Origin of the sequence: Rothia sp. LK2492 (genome assembly GCF_040946345.1) — a bacterium.
GTDB lineage: Bacteria > Actinomycetota > Actinomycetes > Actinomycetales > Micrococcaceae > Rothia > Rothia endophytica.
In genome coordinates this window covers 178079-204092 of record NZ_JAYWLX010000004.1, presented here as the reverse complement: position 1 = coordinate 204092, position 26014 = coordinate 178079, and the positions used below count along the sequence as shown (strand labels likewise).

Genomic DNA, 26014 nt, shown 5'->3' with positions numbered 1-26014 from the left:
GCAGCCGTTGGCACTGCGGGTACAGTACCACTCTACCCAAGGGTGCGAGCTGGAGCACAAGAAATGACGCTGATTGGTCTTCGAAAATAGGTGGGCACAGCGCCCGCGGTTTAATCTTCGCGCAAGAGGTAACGGAAGGTCTGCACAGCCTCACTCACCAGCTGCTGGCGCTCAGCCTCCTCCGGCACACCGCGCACAAAGTCTAGGTGCCGTAAAAGGGCGGTTGCAAGGTGAACGGCCGCGCTGGCTTTCTCCTCACCAGCGGCAGAGGCGGTGTTGGCCGTATTAAAGGGGAAGGGCCCGCGGCGGCCAGCTACCCTAAAGGCTGGCCAGTCAACGGTGAGCAAAAATGCCTGTAAGGTCTTTTCGCACTCGAGATTATGCAGTCGCATGCGGTAGCGTAGCTCCGGGTAACGCGAGATAAGATCCTGCACCTGCGTATACGTAGGGCCATCTACTGAAGCCACGATAATATCGAGCAGAAGGTGGGTGAGACGCTCGAAAAAATCCAGGTGCTGACGCGCGGCGTCCTTCTCAAGAATCTGCTCGGTGAGTTCTGGGGCACGTAAACCCATCACGGCGTCCTCTTTCACCGCAAAATAATTGAAGAGGGTGCGAGGGCTCACCTGAGCTTCGGCCGCTATTTCATCAGTGGTGGTTTCTTTCAAACCCTTCTCAGCTACCAGCGCCAAGGCTGCGGTGTGGATTGCAGTATGGGTGCGTTCACGGCGCGCTTGGCGCACAGACTTCTCAGGTTTGCTCACTCTCCCAGTCTAGCCGCTTACTTCCATCACCGGGGGGGCAAAGACTCAGGCAAGTACGAGCGCATCTTGTCACACCTAACGGTAGACTCAGAACGGTGAACTTATTCTTGCCCACCATCGACATCCCTAATATTCCGGACTGGCTATCGGTAACTTTGGTCGTTATCGATGTTCTGATCCGCCTGACCGTAATATTTTGGCTGCCCTATAACCGCAAACCGGTGGTGGCTCTGGGTTGGCTGATGGCCATCTTCTTCATTCCCTTCTTAGGTCTCATCGCCTTCCTGGTCTTCGGCTCTAACCTGGTGCCCAAGCACCGGCGCAGCCGTCAGCGGGCCATGAACCAAATCATCAAAGATGTCATCGGCGGTGAGGACGCAGTTTTGGGCGAGGTGGAAATTTCTGAACCCGCGCGTGTAGCAGCCAACCTTAACTACAGGCTGGGAGCTCTTCCTCTCATTGGCGGCAACAAGTTTGATCTGCGAGAAAGCAACAACGATGCCCTGGCAGAGCTCGCTGAACAGATTGACAAAGCAACCACCTATGTCCACTTTGAGTTCTATATCACCGCCCTAGACACCGCCACCGAGCCCCTCTGGGACGCCCTGGTGCGCGCCCACGAGCGCGGAGTGAGCGTCCGGGTGCTCATTGACCATATTGGCGCCCGCAAATACCCTCGGTGGAGGGAGCTACAGCGCAAACTCACCGCTGCCGGAGTGCCCTGGCGTCTCATGTTGCCCCTCAAACCCTGGAAGGGCCAGTGGCAGCGCCCCGACCTGCGTAACCACCGCAAAATTGTGGTGATTGACGGCGAAATCGCCTTCACGGGGTCACAGAACGCTATCCACAGTTCCTATAACCTCAAACGCAACCTCCGAAAAGGCTTGAACTGGAAGGACCTCTCGTATGTCTGCACCGGTCCTGTAGTTCACCAGCTCAACGCTGTGTTCGTCTCGGACTGGTACGCAGAAACCAAGGAACTTCTGCTCTCAGAAATTGACGTCAGCATCATCAACGACGCCAAGGTGAACATCAACCAGCGTCCCTTAGCGCAAATTGTGCCCTCAGGCCCCGGGTTTGAAACCGAAAATAACCTACGTCTGATCAACCACCTGATCTACAACGCTGAAGAGCGGGTCACTGTCTGCTCGCCCTACTTCGTACCAGAAGAAACCCTCTTGCAGGCACTGACCAACATGGCGATGTCCGGCATCGAAGTCACTCTCATCGTGTGTGAAAAGGGCGACCAATTCTTGCCCATCATGGGTCAGCGCTCCTATTATGAGCAGCTACTGCGCGCCGGGATCAAGATTCAGCAGTACCCCGGCCCCACCGTCCTCCATTCCAAGTTCATGATTGTGGACGATGAAATAACCTTCATCGGTTCCTCCAACATGGATCCCCGCTCCTTCGCCCTCAACTTTGAGGTTTCCACCTTCATCGTGGACAGGGGCATGGTCTCTGAACTTGAGCGTATTGCCAGTGACTATATCTCTGAATGCAAAGAGCTTCGCTACGACGAGTGGATCAACCGCCCCGTTTATCAGAAGGTTACCGAGAACGTATGCCGGCTGTGGAGTGCCCTGCTCTAGCAGCGCTGCTGACCCAATAAAGGTAGTTGCTTAGGCAGGGGCGACTGCCTCACCATCAAAGCGGCGCCCCTGACCGCTACCTTCGTATGCCAGTACGGTAATGTTGCCCGGCCCGGGTTTAATCTGCCCCATCTGCTCAGCTGGCACCTTCGCGCCAACATCCACAATGACAGCCCGCAGGTGTGACCCCGCCGGAATCAGAGCATCGCCCATGATGATGCTGCGCTCAACCACCGCACCTGCCTCTACGGTTACTCCGGGGCCAATGACGCTGTGTTCCACACGGCCGTGAACCCTAGCCCCGTGTGCCACCAAAGACCCCTGAACCTGCGCAGTGGGGGCGATATAGGCCGGCGCGTAAGGGTCTGGGTGGGGAATAATAGCCCACCCCGGGGCGTCCAGCTGGAGCCCCTTACCCTCTAATAAATCCATGTGGGCACGGTAGTAGGCGTCAACGGTGCCCACATCTTTCCAGTACCCCTCCATCAAAAACTCGTGCACGGCACCGTGCTGAACCAGGTGGGGGATGAGAGTCTCACCGTAATCCCCTAGAGTCTCACCCACGGCGTCGGTATCAGCTCGGTCGACACCCTCTAACAAGGCATCCAGAGAGTTTCGAAGGGCGGTCACCGAGAAAACGAAGATCTCAGTGACAATCTTCTGTGACGCTGGAGCCTTGGGTTTGTAGTCGTAAGCAACTACCTTTTGACCATCAGTGCGCACCACCCCGTAACGGGAGGCGTCCTCATCAATCTCGGTCGTCACAATAGTGAGGTCAGAGCCAAGCTCATCGTGCTGCTCAAGGACCGGGCGCAGGTCCAGCTGATAGAGGTGGTCTGCGCTCATCACTATCACGTTCCGTGCACCCACCGATTCCAGCAGAGGCACCTGCTGGTAGAGAGCGTGCCCGTTACCGCTGGCAAAACCATCCACAGCATGACCCTGAACCGGCGGAAGAATACGCAAACCATCGCGGGTGCCGTCCAGGTCCCAGGGGCGTCCGCCGGCAAGATGCTGGTTGAGGGTGAAGGGCTGGTACTGCTCCACCACCCAGACGTGACGCAGCCCAGAGTGCGCCAGATTAGACAGGGCAACATCAATCATGCGGTAGATACCTGCGAAAGGGATAGCCGGTTTAGACCTGTGATCGGTCAGCGGCGAGAGCCTGCTCCCCCGGCCACCGGCAAGTACCAGGGCGACCGTCGGCGGCTGCTGAGTATGCGGAAAGGGATCTGACACGGCAACCCACTCTCAATAGTAAGTACACATCTTTGTACTAGCCATACTCGCACACTTTAGGCCTCTGAGCACAGCAAAAGAAACCTTCAAAAGTACGGTCTTACTCCACATCCACACTTTTGAAGGTTTCCTGATGATTCCCGGTGACGCACGGGGGCGTTTCGGTCAGCTTGTCCTAGCGGACGTTGCCGTCCGCGGCGCTGCGCTGACCAACGTAGGCGCCGCGGTAGGCTGCAGCCGGGTGGGTATCTGCCACCTTGGTGATGCCCTCACCGAAGAGGTTCTCCCGCAGGGTGGAACCTTCGTAGGCGGTGCGGTAGCGGCCGCGCTTCTGCAGTTCGGGCACCACGAACTCCACGAAGTCTTCGAAGGAACCCGGGGAAACATGGTAGGCAAGGTTGATTCCGTCCAGGCCACCCTCGTCAATCCAGCGTTCTAGCTCATCGGCAACGGTCTGGGGTGAGCCCACGATGACCTCGCCCATGCCGCCGGTAGCGCAGTGCTCAGCGATATCGTGACGCGTCCAGTCACGATCCTTGGATTGTAGGGTGAAGGGGGTCAGGAAGGACTGAATCGACTCGGTCTCAACGTACTTGAGCGCCTCGTCCTCATCGAACTGGGAGAGATCCACACCGCTCCAGCCGCCGATAATTGCCTGAGAAGCTTCTAAGTTGGCGTACTTCTTGTACTCCTCGAACTTTTCCTGCGCCTTCTCGTCAGTCTCATCAACCACAACCGAGAGCATGGCAAGAATCTTGGCATCATCACGGTTACGGCCCGCTGCTTCAACAGCGTCGCGGATGCGGCCGGTCAGCACCTTGGTCAAGTGGGGGCGCAGGGCGGTGATGAAAATAGCCTCGGCGTGCTTTCCAGCAAACTGCTGGCCGCGGGATGATGCGCCCGCCTGGAAAATAACCGGAGTGCGCTGGGGTGAGGGCTCAGACAGGGCGATACCGGGCACGGTGAAATGCTTCCCCTTATGCTCGATGGGGTGCACCTTGGTGGGGTCAGCGAAGATACCATTTTCACGGTCACGCAGCACCGCGCCGTCCTCCCAGGAACCCTCCCAAAGTTTGTAGCAAACATCCAAGAACTCATCTGCGATCTCGTAGCGGGTATCGTGTGGGATCTGAGCTGGCAGGCCCTGGTTTTCAGCAGCTGACGCCAGGTAGCTGGTCACCACGTTGAAGCCCACGCGGCCGCGGGTCAAGTGGTCAAGGGTGGAGTAGGACCGTGCCAGGGTATAAGGCTGGTTGTACGTGGCAGCTGCGGTGACGCCGAAGCCAATGTTTTTGGTAACCGCTGCCATGGCTGAAATGTGCAGGAAGGGGTCGCCCACCGGAACCTGCGCGCCGTCGCGCAGGGCATCGGCCACCGAGTTCTTGTAGACATCGTAGACGCCCACCACGTCGGCGATGAAGATAGCGTCGAAGAGGCCCTTTTCGCAGACCTTTGCCAGATCAGTCCAGTATTCGATGGTGTTGTATTCATCCGCACGGTTGCGGGGGTGACGCCAGGTGCCGAAGCTCTGGTGGCTGGTGGTGGTCATATCGAACGCGTTGACAACGATACGCTTCTTCTCGGTCATGAACCGGTGCCTTTCGGGTCAGCCCTCACACCCCGTGCCTGGCTAGCGATACAAAAATGACGCCTAACCTCTTGTGAAGGTGGCGCCTAGTTGCGCCGTACTTGCAGTTATCTGCCGGATCCTCATCTGGAGCACCCCGCTACGGGAGAGGGTTGCCGCCCAACGAGCCAGAGCTTAGCGTTGGGTCTCATGATCACGGTTTTAGTCTAACGAGGTGAGGGGGCGCTGAGGCAAAGTTTAGGGACTCTGTTTCACACTGTGAACCGGGTTGAGTTCTGTTACGGACGGCGGGCCGTCACGGAGCGTCACAAACGTTAAGAGGCGTCACAGGCTAGATTTTCAGGCACCGCGCCCATAGGCTAAAGCCACCGATAACCATCCAGAGCGACCGAGAGACTTGGCTCCACGACGTCGCAGCAACCACCCACCATAGGGACCGGTGCTAACGCCAAGAAACGATGGAGAAAGCAATGAGCACACTCACGCTAAAGCACACCCTCACCGCCTGTGACATCAACTTCTCGGGCATCGCTAAGAGCTTCGCCGGCGAGCGCGGGGCAGTCCACACGGTCCTCGAAGGTGTTTCGTTCACCGCCTATCCGGGTGAGATTATTTCGATTATTGGTTCCTCAGGCTGCGGTAAATCAACGCTGCTGCGTGTAGCGGCTGGTTTGGAAGCAGCCAGCGCGGGTGAGGTCACCATCGACGGCGCTGCCGTTCGTGGCCTAGATTCACGGGTAGCCATTGGGTTTCAGGAGCCCAGGCTTTTACCCTGGCGGTCTATTGCTAAGAATGTGGCTCTGGGCCTACCCAAGGGCACCCCTAAGGACGACGCTCGGCAGCATGTTGATGCCCTCTTGCGGCTGGTGGGGTTGGGGGATTATGCGGCGCATCGCCCCCGCGAGATTTCAGGAGGCATGGCGCAGCGCGCATCCCTGGCGAGAGCACTAGCGCGTAACCCCGGCGTCCTGCTGCTCGATGAGCCTTTTGGTGCGCTGGATGCCCTGACGCGTATCAAAATGCAGGATCTGCTGCTGGATATTCATGCTCAGGATCCCGCAACCATCCTATTGGTCACCCACGATGTGGAAGAAGCTCTCTACCTATCAGATCGCGTAATTGTGTTAGGCACACCTGATCCGCACTCGCCTGCCACGATTACCCGAACGGTTGAGGTGCCCGGGCACCGGCCCCGTGATCGCGGGGATTTAGACCTCGCTTTGTTGCGCAAAGAATTGCTGGCTGAGCTCGGCGTCGAAGAGCACTAAGTACCAGCCCTCTCCTTTACAGGGTATCTGCCCCCCTGGCCTTTGCTTCTTGCACCCACACACTACGACATTTCAAGGAAACCCCGTGTCAATCTTTTCTCGTTTCGCCCAATCCTCCGCCCTCCTGGCCGCTGGCGCCCTGCTACTGACCGGCTGCCTGGCAGGTGAAAACGCAGCTCCTGAAGCCTCAGCTCCAGCCTCAGCCGCGGACACCACAATCACTGTCGACTACGCCACCTATAACCCGCTCTCCCTCATCATCAAGGAAAAAGGGTGGCTAGAGACTGCTCTCCAGGATGAGGGTAAGACCGTGGAATGGGTGCAGTCAGCGGGATCGAATAAGGCTAATGAGGCTCTGCGGTCTGGGGTTCTTGACGTCGGCTCAACCGCCGGGTCAGCGGCGCTCCTTGCCCGGTCGAACGGCTCCCCCATTCAGGTGATTGACCTCTACTCCCAGCCTGAATGGGCTGCTCTGGTCACCACCCCCGACTCCGGTATTACCTCGGTTGCAGACTTGGCCGGTAAGTCAGTTGCAGTCACCAAGGGTACCGACCCCTACTTCTTCCTGCTCCAAGCGCTTGAAGAAAACAATGTCTCACCGCAGGATGTCACAATCGAGCAGCTCCAGCACGCTGACGGCCGTACCGCTCTCACTAAGGGCTCGGTGGATGCCTGGAGCGGGCTAGACCCCATCATGGCAGGCACCGAAATTGAAGACGGCAACATCCTCTTCTACCGCAACGTTGACTTCAATACCTACGGCTTTTTGAACGCTACCGAGGACTTCATCGCTTCTGACCCCGAGTCCGCTCAGACCATTGTTGATACCTACGAGTACGCCCGCGAGTGGGCTTTAGCTAACGAAGATGAGGCGATTCAGATTCTGGCGGATGAATCGGGTGTCACGCTAGAAACCGCACGCACCGTCTGGGAACGAACCAATCTAGACATTGATAACGTGCCCGGGGAGGCCCAGCGTACCGTGCTGACAAGGGTTGGCCCTTACCTGGTTGAGTCCGGGGACGTCGCCACCCAGGCTGATGTGGACTCCGCTTTGGGCAGTCTCATCCACGATTCGTTTGCCACCAAGGCTGACCCTGCACGTATCTCGGCGCTGGTGAGTGAATAGCCATGTCCTTGCTTCCAGCCACTGATACCCGCCCCTCCGAAACTAAGCGAGTAGCACGTAGCCGGGCGGGGGCGTCCTCACGGCCCGTGCAACTGAGCACCCGGGGCAACCGCTGGCTGCCCTGGTTAGGCGCTCTGCTTCCTCTCACTCTGCTGGCGCTCTGGCAGTACCTGAGCTTGACCGGGGTGTTCAGCGCCGTCCAGTTGCCCGCACCATCTAGGGTGGTTGCAGCAGCCCTTGACCTTCTTGGACGCGGCCAGCTGGGGATACACATTGCGATCTCAACCCAGCGTGTCCTCCTTGGTTTCACCATCGGTGCCCTCTTGGGCCTGGCATTGGGTGCTTGGGTGGGCCTCTCCCGCTGGGCTAACCTGCTCGCGGCCCCCACCATTGGGGCGCTACGCGCTGTTCCCTCTCTGGCCTGGGTTCCCCTGTTGCTGCTATGGATTGGCATCGGTGAGAACTCAAAGGTCACTCTTATCGCTATCGGTGCGTTTTTCCCGGTCTATACCACCGTCTCAGCCGCGCTTGCCCATGTGGACCCCAAACTGGTTGAAGCTGCCCGCACCTTCGGCATCCGCGGGCTGGGTCTCTTCACTACGGTTCAGCTACCGGCGGTTTTGCCCGCGGTGGTCTCTGGGTTGCGTCTGGCCCTCGCTCAGGCCTGGCTCTTCCTGGTGGCAGCTGAGCTGCTAGGTGCGTCCATGGGGCTGGGGTTCTTACTCACTGACTCCCAGAACAACGGCCGCACCGACCGTCTGCTGCTGGCCATCGTCCTGCTCGCGATTTTGGGTAAGCTGACCGACCTGGCTCTAGGTGCTTTTGAACGCTGGGTCAAGGTCCGCTTCCCCTCCAACTAGCCCCGGCTTCCAGGCTAAGCCTAAACTTCACCGGCATGTTCTTACGTCGCGCCGGTGAAGCTTTGGGCTATCGGGTGGAGTGGGCCAGCGGACGGCGGGCTGTCACGGAGCGTCACAAACGTTAAGGGGCGTCACGGTTAGAGCCGTCACCCGGGCGGGCTTTAAGCTGGAAGGGCACGCAAACCATCCAGAGCGATCTCAGAGACCTGGCTCGCTAACGATCGCAGCAACCACGCCATACCAGCCCCCACCGTCAAAGCACTTGAGCTTGAAACAAGGGGGGCAGGTTTAAATGAGGCGCCGGTGCTACTGCCAGCTACCGATGGGAGAATCCCTTGGGCGCACCTGCCACCTTCACCTACACCGATCCCGCGAACCCCACACCTAACCCAGCGCACGAATCCGACGCCGCCCGCGTCGCTTTCTGGGAGGCACAGGCGCAGCGCCTGGATTGGGAAACCACCTGGCAGAAGGCTCACACCTTCATAAAACCCCAGAGCCTGGGCACCAATCCTGAGGGTGTAGAGCAGTTCACGGTGCCGCAGATTCGCTGGTTTGAGGGTGGGACGCTCAATGCTTCCTACAACTGCGTAGACCGCCATGTTGAGGCCGGCCGCGGGGATAAAGTGGCGCTCTTCTTTGAGGGGGAACCCGGCGACCGCCAGGCCATTACCTACGCCGAGTTACAGCGTCGCGTCGCCCGCGCCGCCCACGGCCTAGAAAAACTGGGCGTCACCAAGGGCGACCGCGTCGTCATCTACCTGCCAGTTATCCCTGAAACGGTGATCTTCACCCTGGCCTGCGCCCGCATCGGCGCTATTCACTCCCTGGTCTTCGGCGGCTTCTCAGCCGAGGCGCTGCGCTTCCGAGTTGAGGATACCGGCGCCAAAGTACTCATTACCACTGACGGGCAGAACCGCCGCGGTTCCGTCGTACCGGTCAAGGTGAACGCTGATGAGGCGTGCTCCGGTGAGAACCAGATTGAGCACATTATCGTGGTGGACCGCACGGCTGGCACAGGCCAAGCGCGGGCCGCTGTGCCCTGGACGCCGGGCCGCGACGTCTGGTACCACGAGCTCATCGAGGGTCTGCCTGAGACCCACTCCCCCGAGTTCTTTGACGCTGAGACCCCGCTCTTCATCATCTACACCTCCGGCACCACGGGCAAGCCCAAAGGCCTGGTGCACACTACCGGCGGCTACCTGACCCAGACCGCCTACACCCATGCCCTTCTCTTTGACCTGCTACCCGAAACCACGGGGGAGGACGGCACCCTGCGCGTCGATGAACTGGCAGCCACCAACGACCCCGCCCGCGTCCGCGACACCGTGCACTGGTGTACTGCCGACCTTGCCTGGGTCACCGCCCACACCTACGAAATCTACGGGCCGCTGCTGGCCGGCGTCAGCCAGGTCATTTACGAGGGCACCCCCAACACCCCCACCTTTGAGCGCCATTTTGAAATCATCGAGCGCTACGGGGTGACCAACTACTACACTGCCCCCACCCTGATTCGCTCGCTGATGGGTGCCTTCCCGGATGGATTGCCCGCGGGCAAGTACGACCTCTCATCGGTGCGCCTGCTGGGGTCGGTAGGGGAATCTATTAACCCCGAAGCCTGGCGATGGTTGCGCACCCACGTGGGCGGCGGCACCGTCTCCTTCATCGATACCTGGTGGCAGTCAGAGACCGGCTCGACGGTCTGCTCCCCGCGCCCGCATGACCCCCAGTTCGCCCCGGCAGGCCGGTTCGCGGCGTCCGGGCAGGTTCCTGGCACCTCCCTAGAACCCAAGCCCGGCTGTGCCACCCGCAGTGTGCCCGGCATTTCAACCCGCGTGGTGGACGAGGCGGGGCAGGACGTAGCGCCTGGTCAGCAGGGCTTCATTGTGGTCGATAAGATTGGGCCGTCCATGGCTCGTACGGTCTGGGGCAACCCCCAGCGCTACCTGGATTCCTACTGGCGGCACTTTGGCGAGCGCGGCTGGTTTTTGGCTGGCGACGGCGCTAAGACCGATGAGCTGGGCGATACCTACATCCTGGGCCGCATTGACGATGTTATTAATATTTCTGGCCACCGCCTCTCTACCATTGAGATTGAGTCTGCCCTGGTCACCCACGAGGCCGTGGTGGAGGCGGGTGTCTGCCCGGTGGAGGACGAGCTGACCGGCCACCAGGCGGTCGCCTACGTGACCCTGTCTGAGGCTGGGCGGGCACTGAGCGCACAGGATCTGAAAGCGGCACTGCTGGAGCACGTCCGCCACGCTATTGGCCCCATTGCCAAACCTAAGGACGTGGTGGCGGTAGCTGATATCCCCAAGACCCGCTCGGGCAAGATTACCCGCCGCCTGCTGGGTGAGCTCTACCAGGGCCGAGAGTTGGGCGATGTGTCCTCCCTGCAGAACGAAGAAGCTCTGGATGCCATCGCGCAGGTGCTGGCAGAGCGTTAGAACCGCATTAGCTACTAACCAATAGGAAAACAAAAACGTAGTGGGTGTAGCGATTATAATCGCTACACCCACAATGCTGTTCGCTCTACTTACAGATGAAGAGGCTAATGAGGCTCCAAGGCTGCTCAGTCTGATTGAGTTCTTCGGCTGATTCAGCAATCTGAAGGTCAAGAATGTTCTGCATGATTAAACCCTTTCAAGGTTGTAAAAAAAATTTATAACCGTTTTCCTACAATGGGAACGGAAGATTCTCAGAACACCAAAACCAGCTCAGCAGACTCGAAGGGGCCTCAGAAGAGTTAACGCTCTCATCCGCCGCCAATACTTGAAGGCTTAGAATTTTGTTGCTCATTGTATACTCTTTACTTTCTTTACTTACAGATGAAGAGACTAATGAGACTCCAAGGCTGCTCAGTCTGATTAATTTCTTCGGCTGATTCAGTAATCTGAAGGTCAAGAATGTTCTGCATGATTAAACCCTTTCAAGGTTAGGTCAAAATTTTCTCTTCAAGGAAGCCCCTCTTAGAAATTTGTAAGCATCGAGAACCGGACTACTTTACTTGCTCCAGCGCCCTTCCTGCTGACACTTAATAATCTATCTTGACTCCATTATGAAAGTAAGGGCTATTTGGATAAATCTCCCCCCTTCTTATATCTAAGGAAAATTAGCCATATAGATAGTTAGAAAAAGTAAATTTAACTCAACTTGATACATTCACCAAAAAAGCTTGGGCAGAAAATCTACCCAAGCATTAATTTCTATTGACGATATAACTACAGTATTTTGATTTCTACCTTCAGGACCCACCAAGACCCTGTAGGTCCAGCATAAAACCGCCCTTGAACCGCCTCAACCCGTTGTTTCAAAGCATCGAGACCAAAACCCGAAACGGGGAAATCAATTAGATTATCGCCAAGCACACTACGCATCTGAATATTCAGCACACCACTATCAATATCTATCGAGACCAGACAGCGACTTCCCGCAGGCGCATGTTTGACGATATTTGTTGCTCCCTCACGCAGAATAGCCACTGCTGTCTTCTCAATACTTAGCGGCAAAGAAAGATTTTCTTCATCCGGAATATGACCTTCAACCTTAAAGTCAAGATCCGAAAGATACAGTAAGGTTTTATTGAAAAAAGATTTTAAGTCAGTTGCCCCAACCCCCTCCCCAAGGTCTCCACTCTCTTTCATAACACTGACTAAGGTGCGCATATCAGCCAACGCCTGACGCGCAATGGCAGCGATACTGACCAGTGCTTGTCTCTGAGTTTTCTCTTTATAACCCTCCAGAAGTGCCAGGTTTGCTTGCATCGCGATACTGGTAATCTGATGACCAATAACATCATGCAACTCGCGAGAAAGCTCCTCCCGAATAAAATATGATTGTTCCTTTAAATTCTTTTCTCGCTCCTCTGAAAAGCGAAGTTCAAGACGTGATGTTTCTTCGGTAGCAGAAATTATCAAATGGGAATGATGGGCAGATACCGAAATGTACCTCAAGACAAGCGCGATACTAGTTGTCATGCCAACATAGACCAAAGAGACAATTAACACAGGTTGTGACAATGTGCTGCCATAAGCAAAGCCCCACCACATGCACCAAACCGTACTTACAGAAAATGAAATTATTGCATACCGTATAGGGGAACTGAATATCGCAAGACCCAAAAGAACATATATGAGCGATAACGATCCAATATTTGATTCCCCGGAGTTTGCTTGGTAAAGAAATATCAGATATAGAATATGCGCGACGAAGGAGACCCTGCTCGACATTAAAGCATAAGCCAGCATCACAAAGAAGTAGCCAAAAACAGAAATTACGCTAAGCGCATTACCTGTTATTTCATCTGGCAGAGATAAACCCATTCCCCTTAAGTCATCGAAGGCAGAAAAAACTGCCAAACCAACTATCAGCCATTGGGCTGGCTTGGGAAATTTTCCCCCTGATATAAACAACTGGCTTACTGTAGGAACACCCGATAGAGCACTTGTAGCGGGTGCAATCTTCGACCTCTGATGATCGCGTGAATCACACATATTTGCCTTTAAGGGCACAAATAGCAAGTTGGACACGGTCACGCACCTGAAATTTACGCATAAGATTTGCCAGATGGTGCTTTACCGTTGCTTCTGACACAAAAAGTACCAAGGAAATTTCTTTAGTATTTTTCCCTAAACAAAGCTGGTTAAGCACTACCCTTTCCCTTTCAGTCAAATCAACTTGCGGTATAGACTGATTATCACTCTCAGGTTTAGAACTGCGAATTCTCTCCACGAGCAAACTAGCAACTTGGGGATCAAGAGGGTTGCCGCCCTGCGAAACTTCCAACACAGCATTATTAATCACTCCAGGCTCAGCATCTTTAACAAGGTACCCGCTAGCCCCTGCCATTAGGGCTGAGGTTAGGTAAGAGTCTGTAATATGACCAGTTATCACAAGGACTTTAACCTCAGGGTACAAAGCAACCAGCTTCTCAGTACACGCAATGCCATCCATATCAGGCATCTGCAGATCCATCAGGACAATATCTGTGCTAATTGTTTTGAGCAGCTCTAGAGCTTCTTGCCCAGATTTAGCTTCACCAACGACGGTTATCTGAGAGGACATGCCAAGATAGGCTCGCAGCGCTCTGCGAACGAAAAGTTCATCGTCAACGATGACAACCGAAACTTGCGTTGGATGGCCCAATGTATCTTTTTCCATTGATTATTTAGCTTTCGTCAAGACCTGGCTGGTGGCAAGGATATAGTTAGCCCTCTTCTTGGGCCCAGTCCCGACCTTTTTGGAGCGTCCTGATTTCCGGGCTTAAAAGGCAGAGTAACACCGCAACCACAATAAAAGCTACCGCAAATAGGATGGCAAGCTTCCCGGGAAGTACCTCTGTACCGATTCCAGAAATCAGCGGAGCTACAGGCGCAGCCAATGACGCGATGAGAGACATAGCCGCATCTAAACGTCCTTGCTGGTGTGCTGGCGTAATTGAGAGAGTATATCCCATCAAAGTAGCATTTAGCATAGGCCCAGGAACAACTGATATTGCAGCGAATATGGTTATGAAAAGTATATTAGTGCTCAGCGCGACCACACAAAGAAATACTGAAATCCAGCACAAGCTTCCAATTATCAGTACTCCATTTTTAATTCGAGGCACCACAAAACCAGAAAGAATCGCTCCACTCAAAGCACCAACTGCTATAGCTGTTTGAACAAGCCCAATATTGAAAACAGTGACATTCTCTTGCTTCAGGGAAAAGATAAGAACCAACATCACCGTTGATACAGCAGCGTTAATCAGCATCCCAGCAAACATAAGAGTTCTCAAAGCAGGGTTTTTCCATATCAAAGAAAAACCAACGAGAACACCGTCTTTATTCTGCAACTTTTCAGTGGTCCTTAGTGGAAGTGAGGGGAAGACCGCTATCGAAGATACTAAACAGACTAATGCCACTACACACGGGAAGACTCCAGATATTCCCGCCAGTAGGCCCGCTACCGGAGGCACGGCAAGAGCAAGAAGCGCGGATCGTGCCTCGTTAGCACCCATCGCCTGAGCAAACTTTGCACTCGGCACTAATTGTTTCAAGCTTGAGGTAAAAACCGGAGCTAACACTGCAGTTGAAAAACTGATGATTGCAAAAAGGAAAGCAAGGAGAGCGCCCGATGATATTTGCTCGCGTATAGCAAAAATGATAGATAGATAGCCTGTTATTGCAATCGTTGAAAAAATCAGATTAACTTTACGCCGGTTATATGTATCCGCAATATAGCCTCCAGGCAGTAAACCTATAAGACTTCCTATGGAAGAAACAGAAACCAGAAACCCGGCAGATGCACTTGATTGCATAAAGTGTAGAGCAAGCAAAGGAAAAACTAGACTATTTATACCTGTAGCTATTTCCGTTGCTGTATCGGCAATAAACCACCGTTTATACCCAGTATTTTTGAGTAAATTTGAAGAATGGTTCTCAACATTCTCTGTAATAAGCGTCTTATATGTCATGGTTTTCACCTATTTGAGAAGGTATTAAGTATCCAAAAAAAATCAGTTCCTTGCTGCTGCAAAGTTTTGAGAGCGATAAGTAACCCCCCCGCGCCTTCAGCAATCGATAGTGATGGAGACGTCGAGGCTTCGCCCGCTAAAGCTAATCGTGATTGGCTGGTATGAATACCGTAGAAGATAAGTGAGTCGATAATATTATCGATACTACGCTGGTACGGCTTATCGTCATCAAGCAGGTGAGCCAGACCTGCTCGACCTAATTGAAGACCAGCATATCCGTTCATTAGCCCTGCGAAAGCTGACCCCGTGGAGTCGCAAGCACGATACAACAGTGGGAGAGCCTTATCTAATCCTTCTGGCCAAATTTCTCGAGGAATGTGCGGCAACACGATACCAAACCCGGCAGATCCCGTCGATAAGTAGGGCAAAAGCCGCTTACCCTGCGACAGCTGCAGAGTCAGCCCTTCAGAATCTAAACGGTAGGAAGTAAGTTCATTTTCTAGAGCCTTGGTGCATGCTTGTGCTACCAAAGGCTCATTAAGGCATCGTGAAAAAAGCCAAGCATACCCAAGGTGCCCGTAGAAAAGCCCAGAATCCTGGTGCTCAACGCTGTTAGATAAAGTAGAGCGAGTCATTCCTAAAGGTGCAAACTGTTCGGGGGTTTCCAGGTATAGTGCGGCAAAATCCTCAATAGTTTGATCAACCCTTTGTCGAATTGTTCTGCTATGGCAATGCGTCTGCAAAAGTGCGAGAAGGGTGCCTGCCATACCGTCATAGACCCTCCAGCGCTGATTGAAGCTACGAGTCTGAATCGCGGCAGAAACTGCTTCAATACGCTTAAGTGCTTGACCTTCATCCCTTATCTCATCATTCTGTGCAGAAAAAATACCCTCTGTTGGACAAGGTGCCCGATCATGCACAGGAAAATCATTTTGCTCAAGTAAAGATATGACCGTTTCATAGGTATAAATCTCTTGCGAACCGGTGACATCAGAAGATAGACAAAGGTGTCGAGTCTCTTGCCCCAGCTCTTCCAGAAAATCAATATAAGTCCCCAAAATTCCTGAACGGCTTGATAGCCCAAGATAACTCTCACGCATTCGTAGCCGTTGAATAATCGTGTCGGCATGATTAGGGTTCAGGAGACTCTCTGCCACAGAAGGAAATAGTAGAAAGATTCCAATCTGCCGCAGTCCATGAAAGTCGAATACCTGTGGATTGTGCTCACCTTCAAGACCAAACCCAGGTGCTGCCATAAGCTGTTGAACTTTACTCTCGTTCTTCCCTTCAACTGCATTCTCAAAATCAATAAGAGTAACGGTCCATGTTTCTTTATCAACCAAAACATTTGCAGGGTGTACGTCCATATGGCTCCAACCTCGTTCATGCATAGCTTTAATCGTCGAATATAAAGATCGGAGAATGTTAAAACTGCTCTCGATGTATCGTTCGAAGTTCTGATTAGCCCACATACGGTCAAATATTTTTTGACTCTGTACCCACTGATGAAGCGACACACCAGGTGCTTTTTCCTGCAACAGGAAGACGTGCTCCCATACACAATACTGAGCGTAAGGTGACGGTATCCCTCGTACAGAGTCCAAAGCCGAAAGAGCCCGATGCTCTACTGCTAACCGAGCAGCGGCGTCTTGGAGCATTGGATCTAATCCAGCATGCTTTCGCCCTTCTTTGATGAGCACGGAAGAACCCTTATAGTTCCCTTGATACACACCACCAGCATTTGAAAACTGAATAGCTTTACTCACAACAAACGGTAACTCTTGTTCCCGTGAGTCACTCTGTTGGAGCCATTTTGAAATCTTGGCAGTAGCAGGTGCCCACTTAGGCACGTTAAACCGAACAGAGCGAAGGTCAGGAACCTCATTGCCTGCAGGGTCAACAAAAGAAGTAGTGACTCTACCGTCTAATACATGCGGTTGAAATACTCCAAATCGTAGATATACAGGCGCTTTGCTCCATCGCCGATCAGAAAGTATATAAGGCCCTTCAGAACTCTTCAGAGACTTCTCAAGGTCTTCTAGTACATAATCTAGCTTGTCTAGGGGCGGATACAGGGCAATAAATTTTCCAGCATGTTCACGTGCACATAGTTTGCTATTACGCCAGAAAAAACGCTCTGCGGTCGATAAATGCTTAAAGGGCAAGCCATGTTCAATAGCGATTTGAGCTACCTGCTCAAGAGTTTCGTGTGCTTGCTCAATAGTCGCACTAATGTGAATTTTCCACCCCTGGCGTTCTTCTATGCCGTGCGCAGGTAAATAGCAGCACCACTCCTCGTCGCGGGCAGATTCCCATCCGTCAGGAATGGAAACTGAGAACTTTTGGTCAGCCAACGAGGCTACCGGCAAAATATGGGACATTACCCTTGGTTCCTTTCTATCTGTTCAGTAAAGAAACTAAAGGTGAGGGCCATAAGATCCAGTGCCTCTTCAAGGTTTGCTGCCCCGTGATGACTCCCGTTTCCTACCCTATAAATTACGTTTTGTTGTTTCTTAACAAGAGCCTCGACCATCCGTTTTGCACCCGAAGGATCCACCCTGTCATCATTTGCTTCGGTAGAAATCAGAAGGGGTGGCATAGGTTCTGAGGGAATATTGTGGAGCGGGCTGTAAGAAAGAACTTTTTCCCGAGAGGATGAATCGAAAACACCGTATTCTTCTCGCCATGTTCGAGCCTCGTCCCACGAGTCATAGGCTGAAAGATCAAATAAAGCATTATGGACAGCAGCAGCGGCACAAATATCACGATATTTCTCCACCATTAAGGAGATCAACAGTCCCCCATTCGAGGTTCCCTGACATACCAAAGAGCCCGGGGTGCAGACTCCCCTCGATACTAAGTCATGGGCAATAGCAGCTGCGTCCTCAACAGCTAACAGCTTTCCCTCCTGCATCCCCTCCCGGTGCCATGCATATCCTTTTTCTCCACCACCACGAATTTGTCCAACAACAACCTGGCCACCGTGCTCCATCCAACCAGACGCAACTTCGGGTAAATAATTAGGTATGAAGGGGATTCCAAAACCACCATATACCAAGAGCAAAGTGGGCTTATAGGGATGGACTTCTTCTGGCCGAGCTAGAAAGTACCTCACCAGTGCGCCATCACGGCTCACGGCAGTATGCGAAGTCATTCTATCGACTGGAGGTTCAGACGGTTCACAAATGAATTCATTTCCATCGTGATATATACTCTCAACCCGCGGTGGATTCACAAGGTTACTCCATAGAATCCTGAGTATAGATGTCTCACTTTCAGGCGAAGAAATCACTTTGATACTTCCGTGTACACCAGGAAAGGGCTCCTGTAACATTCCTGTCCTTGTTCCCAAAAGGAAAAGGCGCTCCTCACCGTTCCTGATGAGCACCAGTACTACATGTTCTTCCCATAGAGCAACCTGACGTAAGACTTCTTCCTCCCCCAAACTGTAGAGGGTAACAGGTTTACTTAAGATGAATCCCTCGTCATTTTGCTCAAGGTTAACTAAATCCACCACCGCACCGGTATCTTCATATTTGACCACAATAATTTTATGATCAGCAATAAAAACTTGACTCCGCGAAGGCAACTCAAGTGCCTGAGTTAGCCCAGTATATAAATTCACTAAATAACGAGATTTTTCATGCTGAGAGTGATGGTGAGTTATGATTCCTTGCTCAGAATTATGCTGAAGAGTTATTGTTAGATCTTCATACTGCACCTCAGAAATTAAAGTAGCCTGGTTAAGCAGCTGAGAGCGTCTCCAAAGTCTCGCTTGACGAGGGTGTCCGCTCATAGTTTTCTCTTCGACAGACAAAGCAACAAAGGCAACAACAGAGTTATCAGTAATCCAGGTTAGACCTCCAGAACCCAGCGGCGCGAAGAAACCCCCACGATCGTTATCTACTACCTCCCCATGCATAAAATCAATTTCTAGAGTTTTAGTATGGTCCCCCCGTTTATAAGCAAGGTTAATCAGGGCTCGGGAAGTTGATGGTGACGGAAAAATAGACCGAATAGACCAAATCTCCCGCTCAATTCCCTGGTTTTCTAAAGAAATCCATGGAACCCAACTTTTCTGATATCTATCGTACTTTTCTATATCAAGAGGATTTTTTTCAAGACCAAAGCGAAAGCGTTCCCCGGCTATTATCGCCGTAGATGCCGCTTCCGAAAGGTTATGCAATGGATGGTTCAGCGCCGTACGGATTCTTTGGTAATCTGGACGTTCTCGTATCTGGCTAAGAAGGTTTTTTTGGCTCGCCCCTTCTTGAATTTGTGTTTCCATTTTATTCCCTTGATATTTCTATTCAGCCGCGATGCTCTGGATGGGGACGTGCCAGAACTTTTGCCCGGAGAGCACGATTGTGGAGATAACGCCTAGGCCCCCTACAAGATAAATTATGAGGGGCACCCAGAGGTTGGCATCGAGATGGGTAAGAGCAGTTTCGTGGGTTGCCAGAGCAAAAACTAGCAGTAGAAGCTGCAGAGTCAGAGGAATAATCAGCAGAAGAAGGGCTGAAATCATGTAGATTATGCCTTCGCAGAGCAAGGTTAGAAAAACATCCCGGTATGACGCCGAAGATCGTCTGAGGCTTACAATATCCAGCCCACGTTGTCTGGTTGACATAAAAATAACAGCGACGGTTCCCACTGTCGCTGTGAAGGCCAACGGGGTAAGCATGAGGGTTCCGTCAAAGAGGTTGACGTCTCCTGGCGCAGCTAGATGCGAACCAGTTTTTCCAACCAGGGTGAAAGAGAGAAAGACTCCTACCCCCACCATCAGAGGAGCGACGGTAGAACTTGATGTTTCTGCCCTTGTAGTTGCAATGTGGCGAGCTAAATGCCAGGGCACCCAGTCCTTGAGTAGAGGAATATTCGTCCATATTTTCATCATGCCGGGAAGAAGCAAGGGTGCCAGCAGGGCGGTGAAAAGTACAACTGCCTGACCCAACGGTAGGGTTGCCAAAACAGCATAAATAGGCTCAGGGAGAAAAGGAATCGCCAAGAGTGTTGATAGAAGCGGAAGAATGACGAAGAGAAAGAAAGCTCCCGGAACTACGGCCTTACGCCACAGTGAGGAAGAACTGCCGGCTACACCTTCTTTGCGAATATCAAGAGCCGAAATTTTTTGTATCTTCAACACCGGGAAAAAACCGCTGATATAGCTAATTCCGGCAACAATAATGAGAGTTATAGCAAACCCTAGGGGGCTGTATGACAAGGGCAGCACAGCGTCCGGGGCCTGATTCCAGCTAAAGAGAAGACGATTAATGCTGGGCTGTATTACGAGTGAAAGCCCAATACCGGCGATGCTGCCAAGCAGCGAGATCGCCATCATCTGAAAGGCAAAGATAGAGACAACCTGGCGCGGCAGAGCCCCAGCTAGAACCCATAGAGCCTGAGAGCGTTTGAGTTGATAGGCAACGTTGATGGCCACAAAGCCTAGAACGATGAGCGATGGGATGCCCGAATAGATCAAAAGGTTAGCACCTATCTCAAGATAGGATTCTCTACCGCCAGGTTGAATGTCTGGCTGTTCAAAGACCCAGGCATCTGCCTGCAGAATAGCAACCATAAAATTGATGCAGAGGCTAATAAAGAGAGCCACCGAGGTGACGGTGAGAAGCACGGATGCCCAGAGCGTTCTGTACTGCCAGATGTGGCTAACTGCGATTCTAAACATGGGCATACCCCTGCTTCATGATGCTCCAGAGTTGATCTTCCTCGGGTGCTACCAGATGCTTTTGAAGAGCTCCATCACGAAGGAGCAGGCAGCTATCGGCTTGGGATGCTTCTTCAAGGTCATGCGTCACTAAAAAGACGGAGCTGCCGTGGTGTGCTAGCTCTTTGAGGGTTTGGATCACTGTTGCTGAAGATTCGGAATCCAAGGCACCGGTAGGTTCATCAGCAAAGAGAATTTTAGGGCGGTTGTAAAGTACTCGGGCTACTGCCACCCGCTGCTGCTCACCGCCGGATAGGTCAGCAACCCTTTGATGAGCCCGGTGGCCCATATTGAGGTGCTCTAGAGTTCGCAGAGCCCGGTCCTTATCTAAAGCAACATGAGCGAACCTTGACGTCAGCAACACATTTTCAAGTGCAGTGAGGGATTCAATGAGGTTATAGCTCTGAAAAATAAACCCCACTCCCTGCCGGTGGACCCGAGCTATTTTTGAAGGTTTGAGTCGGCTAATTTCTTGACCGAGAAGGTTAACGGACCCCCTGGTCGGTTGTTGGAACCCCGCTAGTGTGTGAAGCAAGGTTGATTTCCCGCTTCCAGAAGGACCAACAACCGACAGCATCTCTCCTTCAGCAATAGCTACGTTAAGCCCACGCAGGGAGTGTGTCTTTGTACCTGTTTTCGGATGTTCAAAGGTGACCCAGAGGTCTTGGCAAAGGGCTAAAGGAGAGAAATTCATGGGTCCAACGTTCGTTGATAGAGGTTTAGCTAAGAAGGTCTATATTGAGTTCTACTGCTTATAGAGACGGCCAGGGTTTAGCGCAAAAGAACCAGCTTAAAAGGCTGATAGGGGCTTCAGTGCTATTGACGGTCTCTTCAGGAACAAGGTGTTGAAGGTCAAGAATCTGATGGTTCACGGTAATCTCCCGGTGGTTGATTGTAACTAAGCCGCTGCATCACTGGATGTCAGCAGGTGTTTTCAGTCTATGAATCGACTAGAACAGGGCACTAGGGCTGTTTTGCTAAAAGAACCTATCCGTTTGGATAGGTTCTTCAAATGACGGCGCATACCCCCGGGTTATCAACAAGGAATTTTTATCTAAGCACTACCTTAGAATGGGGCTATGATCGAGCACCTTCCGGTTTTTGTCTACGGCACACTGCGCCCCGGCGGCAGTAATGAGCACGTTTTTGGGCCGGCACGGCGCACCCATCTGCCCGCTGTCTTAGCGGGTTTTGAGATGGTCACCAACGGTAGCTACCCCTACATCCTTGCAATGCCTACCGTTCAGGACGTGACCGGGCAGGACGCCGGCACCCCGCTAGTTCAGGGCACCCTGGTTTTTGTAGATTCTGCCGACTGGGCCAGCACCGCAGCCCGCCTTGACGCGTTAGAGGGCACCGACCCGCGGCGTCCTATTCACGATGGCAACCTTTATAACCGGGTGCAGCTGACCGTCACCACCGAAGATGGGGCAAAGCACCTTGCCTGGGTTTACGTGCCACCGGCGTCCGCTCAACCAACCCTGCGTCAGCGCTACCCCTTAGTGCCGGGTAACGATTGGCTGGCACGCTAAACACATCTCCCACGGGTCCTCGGCAGATCTGCGCTAGTGCAAACGTGCCAGGGTAACGCAGTTGTAGTCACCGATAGGCTTGAAGCCCTTAGCCAGGTAAAGGTCGATAACGTGCTGGTTGATGGGGTGGGCGTCTGTGGTCAGGTAGACCTGCCGGACGTTCCCCACGGCTTCTAGCGCGGCGCCCAGCAGTTGCCCACCGACGCCCTGGCGCTGAAAATCAGGGTGAACCAGCAGGTCTTGAATGTAGCTGATGCTGACCCCATCGCCGACGGCTCGCACCAGCCCGGCAAGTTGCCCTGAGGCATCGCGGGCGCAGGCAAGATAAAGACTACCGGCGCACATAGGCACCAGGTTGGCTGGGTTATCTGTGTAAGCAGTCCAACCGACTGCGGTGTAGAGATCTACCAGTTCTTCCTGGCTGGGTACCTGGCCCACAGTAATCTGCAGGGGCGTCAATTTCACCTTTGTCTCAGTCGTATTTGAGGCAGCTCTCGCCGTTCCGCCCTCTTCGAGCCGGCTTATAGAACCCATGAGGCGACGCGCATTCTGTGGCGACTGCATGAGGTAAGCAGTTTCATTGATCTCTTGGCCATCGGTATTGCTTGTTCCCATAATTTTCCAGACTAGGGGTTGAGCTTGGCGATGGTACCTGAGAGCACGGTGGCGAAGCTGGTCCACCCCGCGTAGGGCAGCAGCAACGCCCCGGCGGCAGGCTTAATCTGGTAGGCACGGCGCGCCAGGTCAATGGAGGACGCGGCCAGCAGCGCAGCTTCAGCGGTGGCTAGCTTGTAATTACGCCCCTGCCAGAAGATTGCTGACCAGCCAGCATTCAGCACCAGGTTGGCGCCCAAAGCTACCTTGTAGTTGCGTACCTTGCGCTCCAGCTCGTCCTGCTCACGCTGCCAGGCACCGGCAGGCTGCACGGTGTTAGGCGCCGGGGTTTCAGCGGTCAGCACCTGAGTAGATGCAGCGGCAATACTGGCATAAAGCACTGTCCAGGCGATAGGGAAAGCAAGGGCGGGTGGCTGGAAAGAGGGCTTCTTGAGTGCCTTGTACCAGAGGTCATCCGGTGTGGTCACCAGGGAACCGACGGCGGCCGTGACGGTAACTGCCGCGCTGCTGAGGGCGAGTGCTGGAAGGAATTTCATCGGGTCTCCTTATCAGAAATAGAGGTGAAGGGTTGAAGGTTTAGTTGGTGCCCTGCGGGGCGGGTGCGCCCATGAGACGTTCTAGACAGTTGCTGAAAGCCTCGGGGATGATGCCGTCTTGACGCCAGCGCTCTACCGCTGCCAGCGCTTTGACTTCGTAGCCAAAAGCAGTCATAACCAGCAGGTGCAGGCGGGCCTGAGTTAGGCTGTAGACGCGCCAAGGCAGGGCTGGTTCAAACTCGTGGATGGCGATAATAACCTGGTTGGTGTCCAGCACCTGGCGGAAGGACAGGCGTGCTCGGCTGTCATCACGGGCCAGCGCCAGGCGTCCACCGGCAATCAGGTAGGTGGCAAAATCCTCATAGGCCGCCGCGGCGGGCTTCTTCAGCACCAGCAGGGGCTTACTGGTAAAAGGAAGCCTGACCTGGGCATCATGATCCGTGATATCGGTGTTGATTAGACCAAAACTGCTGCGCTCTAGCCAGGTGAGGTAGTAGTCCGCGGTGCGCTGCGCTGTCCACCCCTGCGGCACGGTGACGCGCTGAATAGACTTCACATCGTTACGGTCAGAACTTGACCTGCCTCCGATGAAGGGCAGGGGCAAGTGGGAGAGGGTGAATTTCTGCGGCTTCTGATCCTTGAGCGCGGCCTTCACGCTGTCGTTGAAGCTGGTGGGGGCGTTGGAGATGCCCTCGACATAGTGCTCATCGGTAACCACCATGCTGTGCACCAGGCTTTCGAGCAGGGGGTTAACCATCTCTTTGGGCTTGTTAGAAATCAGGGTGACCCAGGCTTTGGAGAGCCAAACGGGGATGATGGGCAGGTCTACCATGGGCAGTTTCTTGCCCATGACCTCAGCGGTCTGGGCGAAGAGGTCCTTGTAGTTCATCTCCTGGGGGCCGCCGATGTCGATGGCTTGCTGGCCGAATTCATCCGATTCAATGATCTTTTCGAAGGCGTCCATGACGTCTTGGAGCGCCACGGGGTCGGTGCGGTTATAAGCCCACTTGGGCACCACGAGACCTGGCAAGCGTTCGACCAGAGACTGCAGAATGGGGAAGGAGGAGCCTTCCGGGCCCACAATCAGACCGGCACGCAGAGTAGTCACGGGCACATGGTAGGAGCCCAGAATTTTCTCGCATTCCAGGCGACTGCGCAGGTGGCGGGAGAGCTTCTTTCCGTCCTGCGGGATGATGCCGCTGAGATAGACGATGCGCCCCACCTTATGTTTGGCGGCGGCACGGGCAAAGTTGTCTGCCAGCAGGGCATCCATGTCTTCGAAGGACGCCTGGGTCAGTTTGGCTTGTGGTTGCATGGAGTGCACCAGGTAGATAGCGAGGTCCACCCCTTCCATGATATCGCCGACCTGTTGGGGGTCGAAGAGATCGGCGCTTTTCCAGGTGACGTTAGGTTCATCTTCTTTGCCCTCAGTGCTGCGGGAAATGGCGACGATGTGGTGGCGGTCTTTGAGCCGCTTCATGAGGTTCTGGCCAATGTAGCCGGTGGCGCCGGTCAGCAGGATCTTCACGGGGTACTCCTTAGCACGGGGGGGTAACCTTCTAGGTTAGTTCTACCCCACCAATGCTCAGTTTGCTGACCAACACGCTGGTGGCATGCTGAAGGCGGAAGAGCGAGATCGCTACAGACAAACTCACTGCAAGGGAGGGGACACTTCTAGCGCTCCAAACATGATTTCACCCCAGCAAGGCAATACACCTAAGGACATTGTTATTACACATCACCACCCAAGGGGACACAATCACCCAAAGCATCTGTTACAGTTGTTACAGATGGAGGTAGACATGAATATCCACACAATTAATCGGCTTGAAAGCGAAAAGATTTCATCTCAGGACATTCAAGCCCTAGAAGATTTAGTAGCAAAGGTTTCTGCCCATTCTTCACTTTTGCTTCTTGTAAACACCGTTTTATCTGCACAGGCCAGCGGGGAAGCCGTTGAGTTCTACAAGGAAGATTCGGAACTGTCCCCCAACCGAGCTGCGGAACTCATTGGTATGAGCCGGCCATTCCTGCTCCGCTTTCTGCGCAGCGGTGAACTTAAGAGCCATAAAGTGGGCACACACCAGCGAATTAAGATGTCGGACTTGAAGGAATTTCAAGACCGCCGCCTGAAGGCGCAACGTGAGGTGACTGAGGCTCTCGCAGTCCCACGTGACACCTTCACTGCCGAGTTCACAACTGACGAGCTAGAGGACCTGGACGGCCTTGCTGCGAGTCCGAGATAAGGTGTGCCCCTGGCAAAGGTGATAAACAATTACAAAATGAGCGCTTCTGCACCTGAGCTTCCACGTACCGGCTCAAAACATTTATCCACCCACCACTCTCCTCTAATACCTGCCGAGTGGAGTCAAAACTACACCGTTTTCGGTATTGTTTTGGATTTCCAAGCCTGAAGTTGCACCTTGACCCTCAACTCTGCTGACATAACTCTTAGGGAACCGATTAGCGTTACAGAAGAAGTATTAACAACGCACCTACACCTTTGGTAAGATGAGCCTAATCATTCAGCCCGCCTTGACTGGTCTTTCAGTTGAGAGTGGGCTGGATTTCTTTTAACATCTTTATTCACCGACGACTACACTCGTTCCCAGTACTGGTGGCGGCACTGGACATTTAAAATCGCGTCACCCTTGATGGTGCAGGCCAGGCGGTGTTCATCAATGATACGGCGGGACCAACAGTAACATT

21 protein-coding genes and 2 riboswitches are annotated in these 26014 nt (G+C 53.5%); of the genes, 7 read left to right on the top strand and 14 right to left on the bottom strand.

Translation table 11 applies throughout. The features are described 5' to 3' along the window. Positions 1-110: 110 nt before the first annotated feature. Positions 111-764 (bottom strand): TetR/AcrR family transcriptional regulator, encoded by a 654-nt coding sequence (locus VVR27_RS06420; RefSeq protein WP_368547623.1) that lies wholly within the window; start codon positions 762-764, stop codon positions 111-113. Between the two features lie 95 nt (positions 765-859). Between VVR27_RS06420 and cls the strand changes: the two genes are divergently transcribed. Next, on the top strand, positions 860-2356 hold the full coding sequence (cls, locus tag VVR27_RS06415; RefSeq protein WP_368547622.1) for a cardiolipin synthase: 1497 nt from the start codon (positions 860-862) through the stop codon (positions 2354-2356). Between the two features lie 30 nt (positions 2357-2386). On the opposite strand, the gene VVR27_RS06410 is transcribed toward cls, so the two are convergent. Both VVR27_RS06410 and VVR27_RS06405 read right to left on the bottom strand, forming a co-directional pair. Beyond that, positions 2387-3595, bottom strand: a complete 1209-nt coding sequence (locus tag VVR27_RS06410; RefSeq protein ID WP_368547621.1) for a glucose-1-phosphate adenylyltransferase family protein — start codon at positions 3593-3595, stop codon at positions 2387-2389. A 175-nt stretch (positions 3596-3770) separates the two neighbouring features. Continuing rightward, positions 3771-5183 (bottom strand): LLM class flavin-dependent oxidoreductase, encoded by a 1413-nt coding sequence (locus tag VVR27_RS06405; RefSeq protein WP_368547620.1) that lies wholly within the window; start codon positions 5181-5183, stop codon positions 3771-3773. A 92-nt stretch (positions 5184-5275) separates the two neighbouring features. Continuing rightward, a riboswitch (SAM riboswitch) is annotated at positions 5276-5378 on the bottom strand. A 177-nt stretch (positions 5379-5555) separates the two neighbouring features. Then, positions 5556-5648: riboswitch (SAM riboswitch) on the top strand. Positions 5649-5653: 5 nt separating this feature from the next. Between VVR27_RS06405 and VVR27_RS06400 the strand changes: the two genes are divergently transcribed. The 4 genes from VVR27_RS06400 to VVR27_RS06385 all read left to right on the top strand — a co-directional run bounded on the left by VVR27_RS06400 (position 5654) and on the right by VVR27_RS06385 (position 10887). Then, entirely contained in the window at positions 5654-6451 is a 798-nt protein-coding gene (locus VVR27_RS06400; RefSeq protein WP_368547619.1) for an ABC transporter ATP-binding protein, read from the top strand. Between the two features lie 85 nt (positions 6452-6536). Beyond that, a complete protein-coding gene (locus VVR27_RS06395; protein WP_368547618.1) occupies positions 6537-7580 on the top strand; it encodes an aliphatic sulfonate ABC transporter substrate-binding protein in 1044 nt (347 codons plus the stop codon). Between the two features lie 2 nt (positions 7581-7582). Beyond that, positions 7583-8440, top strand: coding sequence for an ABC transporter permease (locus VVR27_RS06390; RefSeq protein ID WP_368547617.1), 858 nt, complete (start codon positions 7583-7585; stop codon positions 8438-8440). A gap of 335 nt (positions 8441-8775) precedes the next feature. Further along, positions 8776-10887, top strand: coding sequence for an AMP-binding protein (locus tag VVR27_RS06385; RefSeq protein ID WP_368547616.1), 2112 nt, complete (start codon positions 8776-8778; stop codon positions 10885-10887). 774 nt (positions 10888-11661) lie between these two features. Here VVR27_RS06385 and VVR27_RS06380 read toward each other — a convergent pair. From VVR27_RS06380 to VVR27_RS06350, 7 genes are read right to left on the bottom strand one after another with little or no spacing between them, the layout of a single operon-like run. Then, complete coding sequence (locus VVR27_RS06380) at positions 11662-12969, bottom strand: sensor histidine kinase (protein WP_368547615.1); 1308 nt, start codon at positions 12967-12969, stop codon at positions 11662-11664. Continuing rightward, on the bottom strand, positions 12926-13600 hold the full coding sequence (locus VVR27_RS06375) for a response regulator (RefSeq protein WP_368547614.1): 675 nt from the start codon (positions 13598-13600) through the stop codon (positions 12926-12928). Before VVR27_RS06375 ends, VVR27_RS06380 begins: the two co-directional genes overlap by 44 nt. A gap of 46 nt (positions 13601-13646) precedes the next feature. Further along, on the bottom strand, positions 13647-14897 hold the full coding sequence (locus VVR27_RS06370; RefSeq protein WP_368547613.1) for an MFS transporter: 1251 nt from the start codon (positions 14895-14897) through the stop codon (positions 13647-13649). Between the two features lie 5 nt (positions 14898-14902). After that, positions 14903-17278 (bottom strand): protein kinase domain-containing protein, encoded by a 2376-nt coding sequence (locus tag VVR27_RS06365; RefSeq protein WP_368547612.1) that lies wholly within the window; start codon positions 17276-17278, stop codon positions 14903-14905. Then, positions 17278-19185, bottom strand: a complete 1908-nt coding sequence (locus VVR27_RS06360) for a prolyl oligopeptidase family serine peptidase (protein ID WP_368547611.1) — start codon at positions 19183-19185, stop codon at positions 17278-17280. Before VVR27_RS06360 ends, VVR27_RS06365 begins: the two co-directional genes overlap by 1 nt. Before the next feature lie 18 nt (positions 19186-19203). After that, the gene (locus tag VVR27_RS06355) at positions 19204-20589 is read right to left on the bottom strand and encodes an FtsX-like permease family protein (RefSeq protein ID WP_368547610.1); all 1386 of its coding nucleotides are present in this window, start codon (positions 20587-20589) and stop codon (positions 19204-19206) included. Beyond that, the gene (locus tag VVR27_RS06350) at positions 20576-21316 is read right to left on the bottom strand and encodes an ABC transporter ATP-binding protein (RefSeq protein ID WP_346872618.1); all 741 of its coding nucleotides are present in this window, start codon (positions 21314-21316) and stop codon (positions 20576-20578) included. The genes VVR27_RS06355 and VVR27_RS06350 overlap by 14 nt, the downstream gene beginning before the upstream one ends. 385 nt (positions 21317-21701) lie before the next feature. Between VVR27_RS06350 and VVR27_RS06345 the strand changes: the two genes are divergently transcribed. Next, the gene (locus VVR27_RS06345) at positions 21702-22154 is read left to right on the top strand and encodes a gamma-glutamylcyclotransferase family protein (RefSeq protein WP_346872617.1); all 453 of its coding nucleotides are present in this window, start codon (positions 21702-21704) and stop codon (positions 22152-22154) included. Positions 22155-22187: 33 nt separating this feature from the next. On the opposite strand, the gene VVR27_RS06340 is transcribed toward VVR27_RS06345, so the two are convergent. Genes VVR27_RS06340 through VVR27_RS06330 form a run of 3 tightly spaced genes read right to left on the bottom strand, consistent with a single transcriptional unit; the run spans position 22188 to position 24833 of the window. Next, positions 22188-22769, bottom strand: a complete 582-nt coding sequence (locus VVR27_RS06340) for a GNAT family N-acetyltransferase (protein ID WP_368547609.1) — start codon at positions 22767-22769, stop codon at positions 22188-22190. An 11-nt stretch (positions 22770-22780) separates the two neighbouring features. After that, on the bottom strand, positions 22781-23305 hold the full coding sequence (locus VVR27_RS06335) for a TspO/MBR family protein (RefSeq protein WP_368547608.1): 525 nt from the start codon (positions 23303-23305) through the stop codon (positions 22781-22783). A gap of 40 nt (positions 23306-23345) precedes the next feature. Next, positions 23346-24833: an NAD(P)H-binding protein gene (locus VVR27_RS06330; protein ID WP_368547607.1), complete on the bottom strand. Its 1488-nt coding sequence runs from the start codon at positions 24831-24833 to the stop codon at positions 23346-23348. A gap of 160 nt (positions 24834-24993) precedes the next feature. Here VVR27_RS06330 and VVR27_RS06325 point away from each other — a divergent pair, with 160 nt between their 5' ends. Further along, complete coding sequence (locus VVR27_RS06325) at positions 24994-25551, top strand: helix-turn-helix domain-containing protein (protein ID WP_368547606.1); 558 nt, start codon at positions 24994-24996, stop codon at positions 25549-25551. Between the two features lie 350 nt (positions 25552-25901). On the opposite strand, the gene VVR27_RS06320 is transcribed toward VVR27_RS06325, so the two are convergent. Then, entirely contained in the window at positions 25902-25988 is an 87-nt protein-coding gene (locus tag VVR27_RS06320; RefSeq protein ID WP_409349938.1) for a hypothetical protein, read from the bottom strand. Positions 25989-26014: the final 26 nt, after the last annotated feature.

Coding starts and splice junctions, on each gene's coding strand:
- VVR27_RS06335 (WP_368547608.1), bottom strand. CDS start 23,305: ATGAAATTCCTTCCAGCACTCGCCCTCAGCAGCGCGGCAGTTACCGTC.
- VVR27_RS06400 (WP_368547619.1), top strand. CDS start 5,654: ATGAGCACACTCACGCTAAAGCACACCCTCACCGCCTGTGACATCAAC.
- VVR27_RS06375 (WP_368547614.1), bottom strand. CDS start 13,600: ATGGAAAAAGATACATTGGGCCATCCAACGCAAGTTTCGGTTGTCATC.
- VVR27_RS06370 (WP_368547613.1), bottom strand. CDS start 14,897: ATGACATATAAGACGCTTATTACAGAGAATGTTGAGAACCATTCTTCA.
- VVR27_RS06360 (WP_368547611.1), bottom strand. CDS start 19,185: ATGGAAACACAAATTCAAGAAGGGGCGAGCCAAAAAAACCTTCTTAGC.
- VVR27_RS06405 (WP_368547620.1), bottom strand. CDS start 5,183: ATGACCGAGAAGAAGCGTATCGTTGTCAACGCGTTCGATATGACCACC.
- VVR27_RS06390 (WP_368547617.1), top strand. CDS start 7,583: ATGTCCTTGCTTCCAGCCACTGATACCCGCCCCTCCGAAACTAAGCGA.
- VVR27_RS06325 (WP_368547606.1), top strand. CDS start 24,994: ATGATTTCACCCCAGCAAGGCAATACACCTAAGGACATTGTTATTACA.
- VVR27_RS06340 (WP_368547609.1), bottom strand. CDS start 22,769: ATGGGAACAAGCAATACCGATGGCCAAGAGATCAATGAAACTGCTTAC.
- VVR27_RS06345 (WP_346872617.1), top strand. CDS start 21,702: ATGATCGAGCACCTTCCGGTTTTTGTCTACGGCACACTGCGCCCCGGC.
- VVR27_RS06365 (WP_368547612.1), bottom strand. CDS start 17,278: ATGTCCCATATTTTGCCGGTAGCCTCGTTGGCTGACCAAAAGTTCTCA.
- VVR27_RS06350 (WP_346872618.1), bottom strand. CDS start 21,316: ATGAATTTCTCTCCTTTAGCCCTTTGCCAAGACCTCTGGGTCACCTTT.
- VVR27_RS06355 (WP_368547610.1), bottom strand. CDS start 20,589: ATGCCCATGTTTAGAATCGCAGTTAGCCACATCTGGCAGTACAGAACG.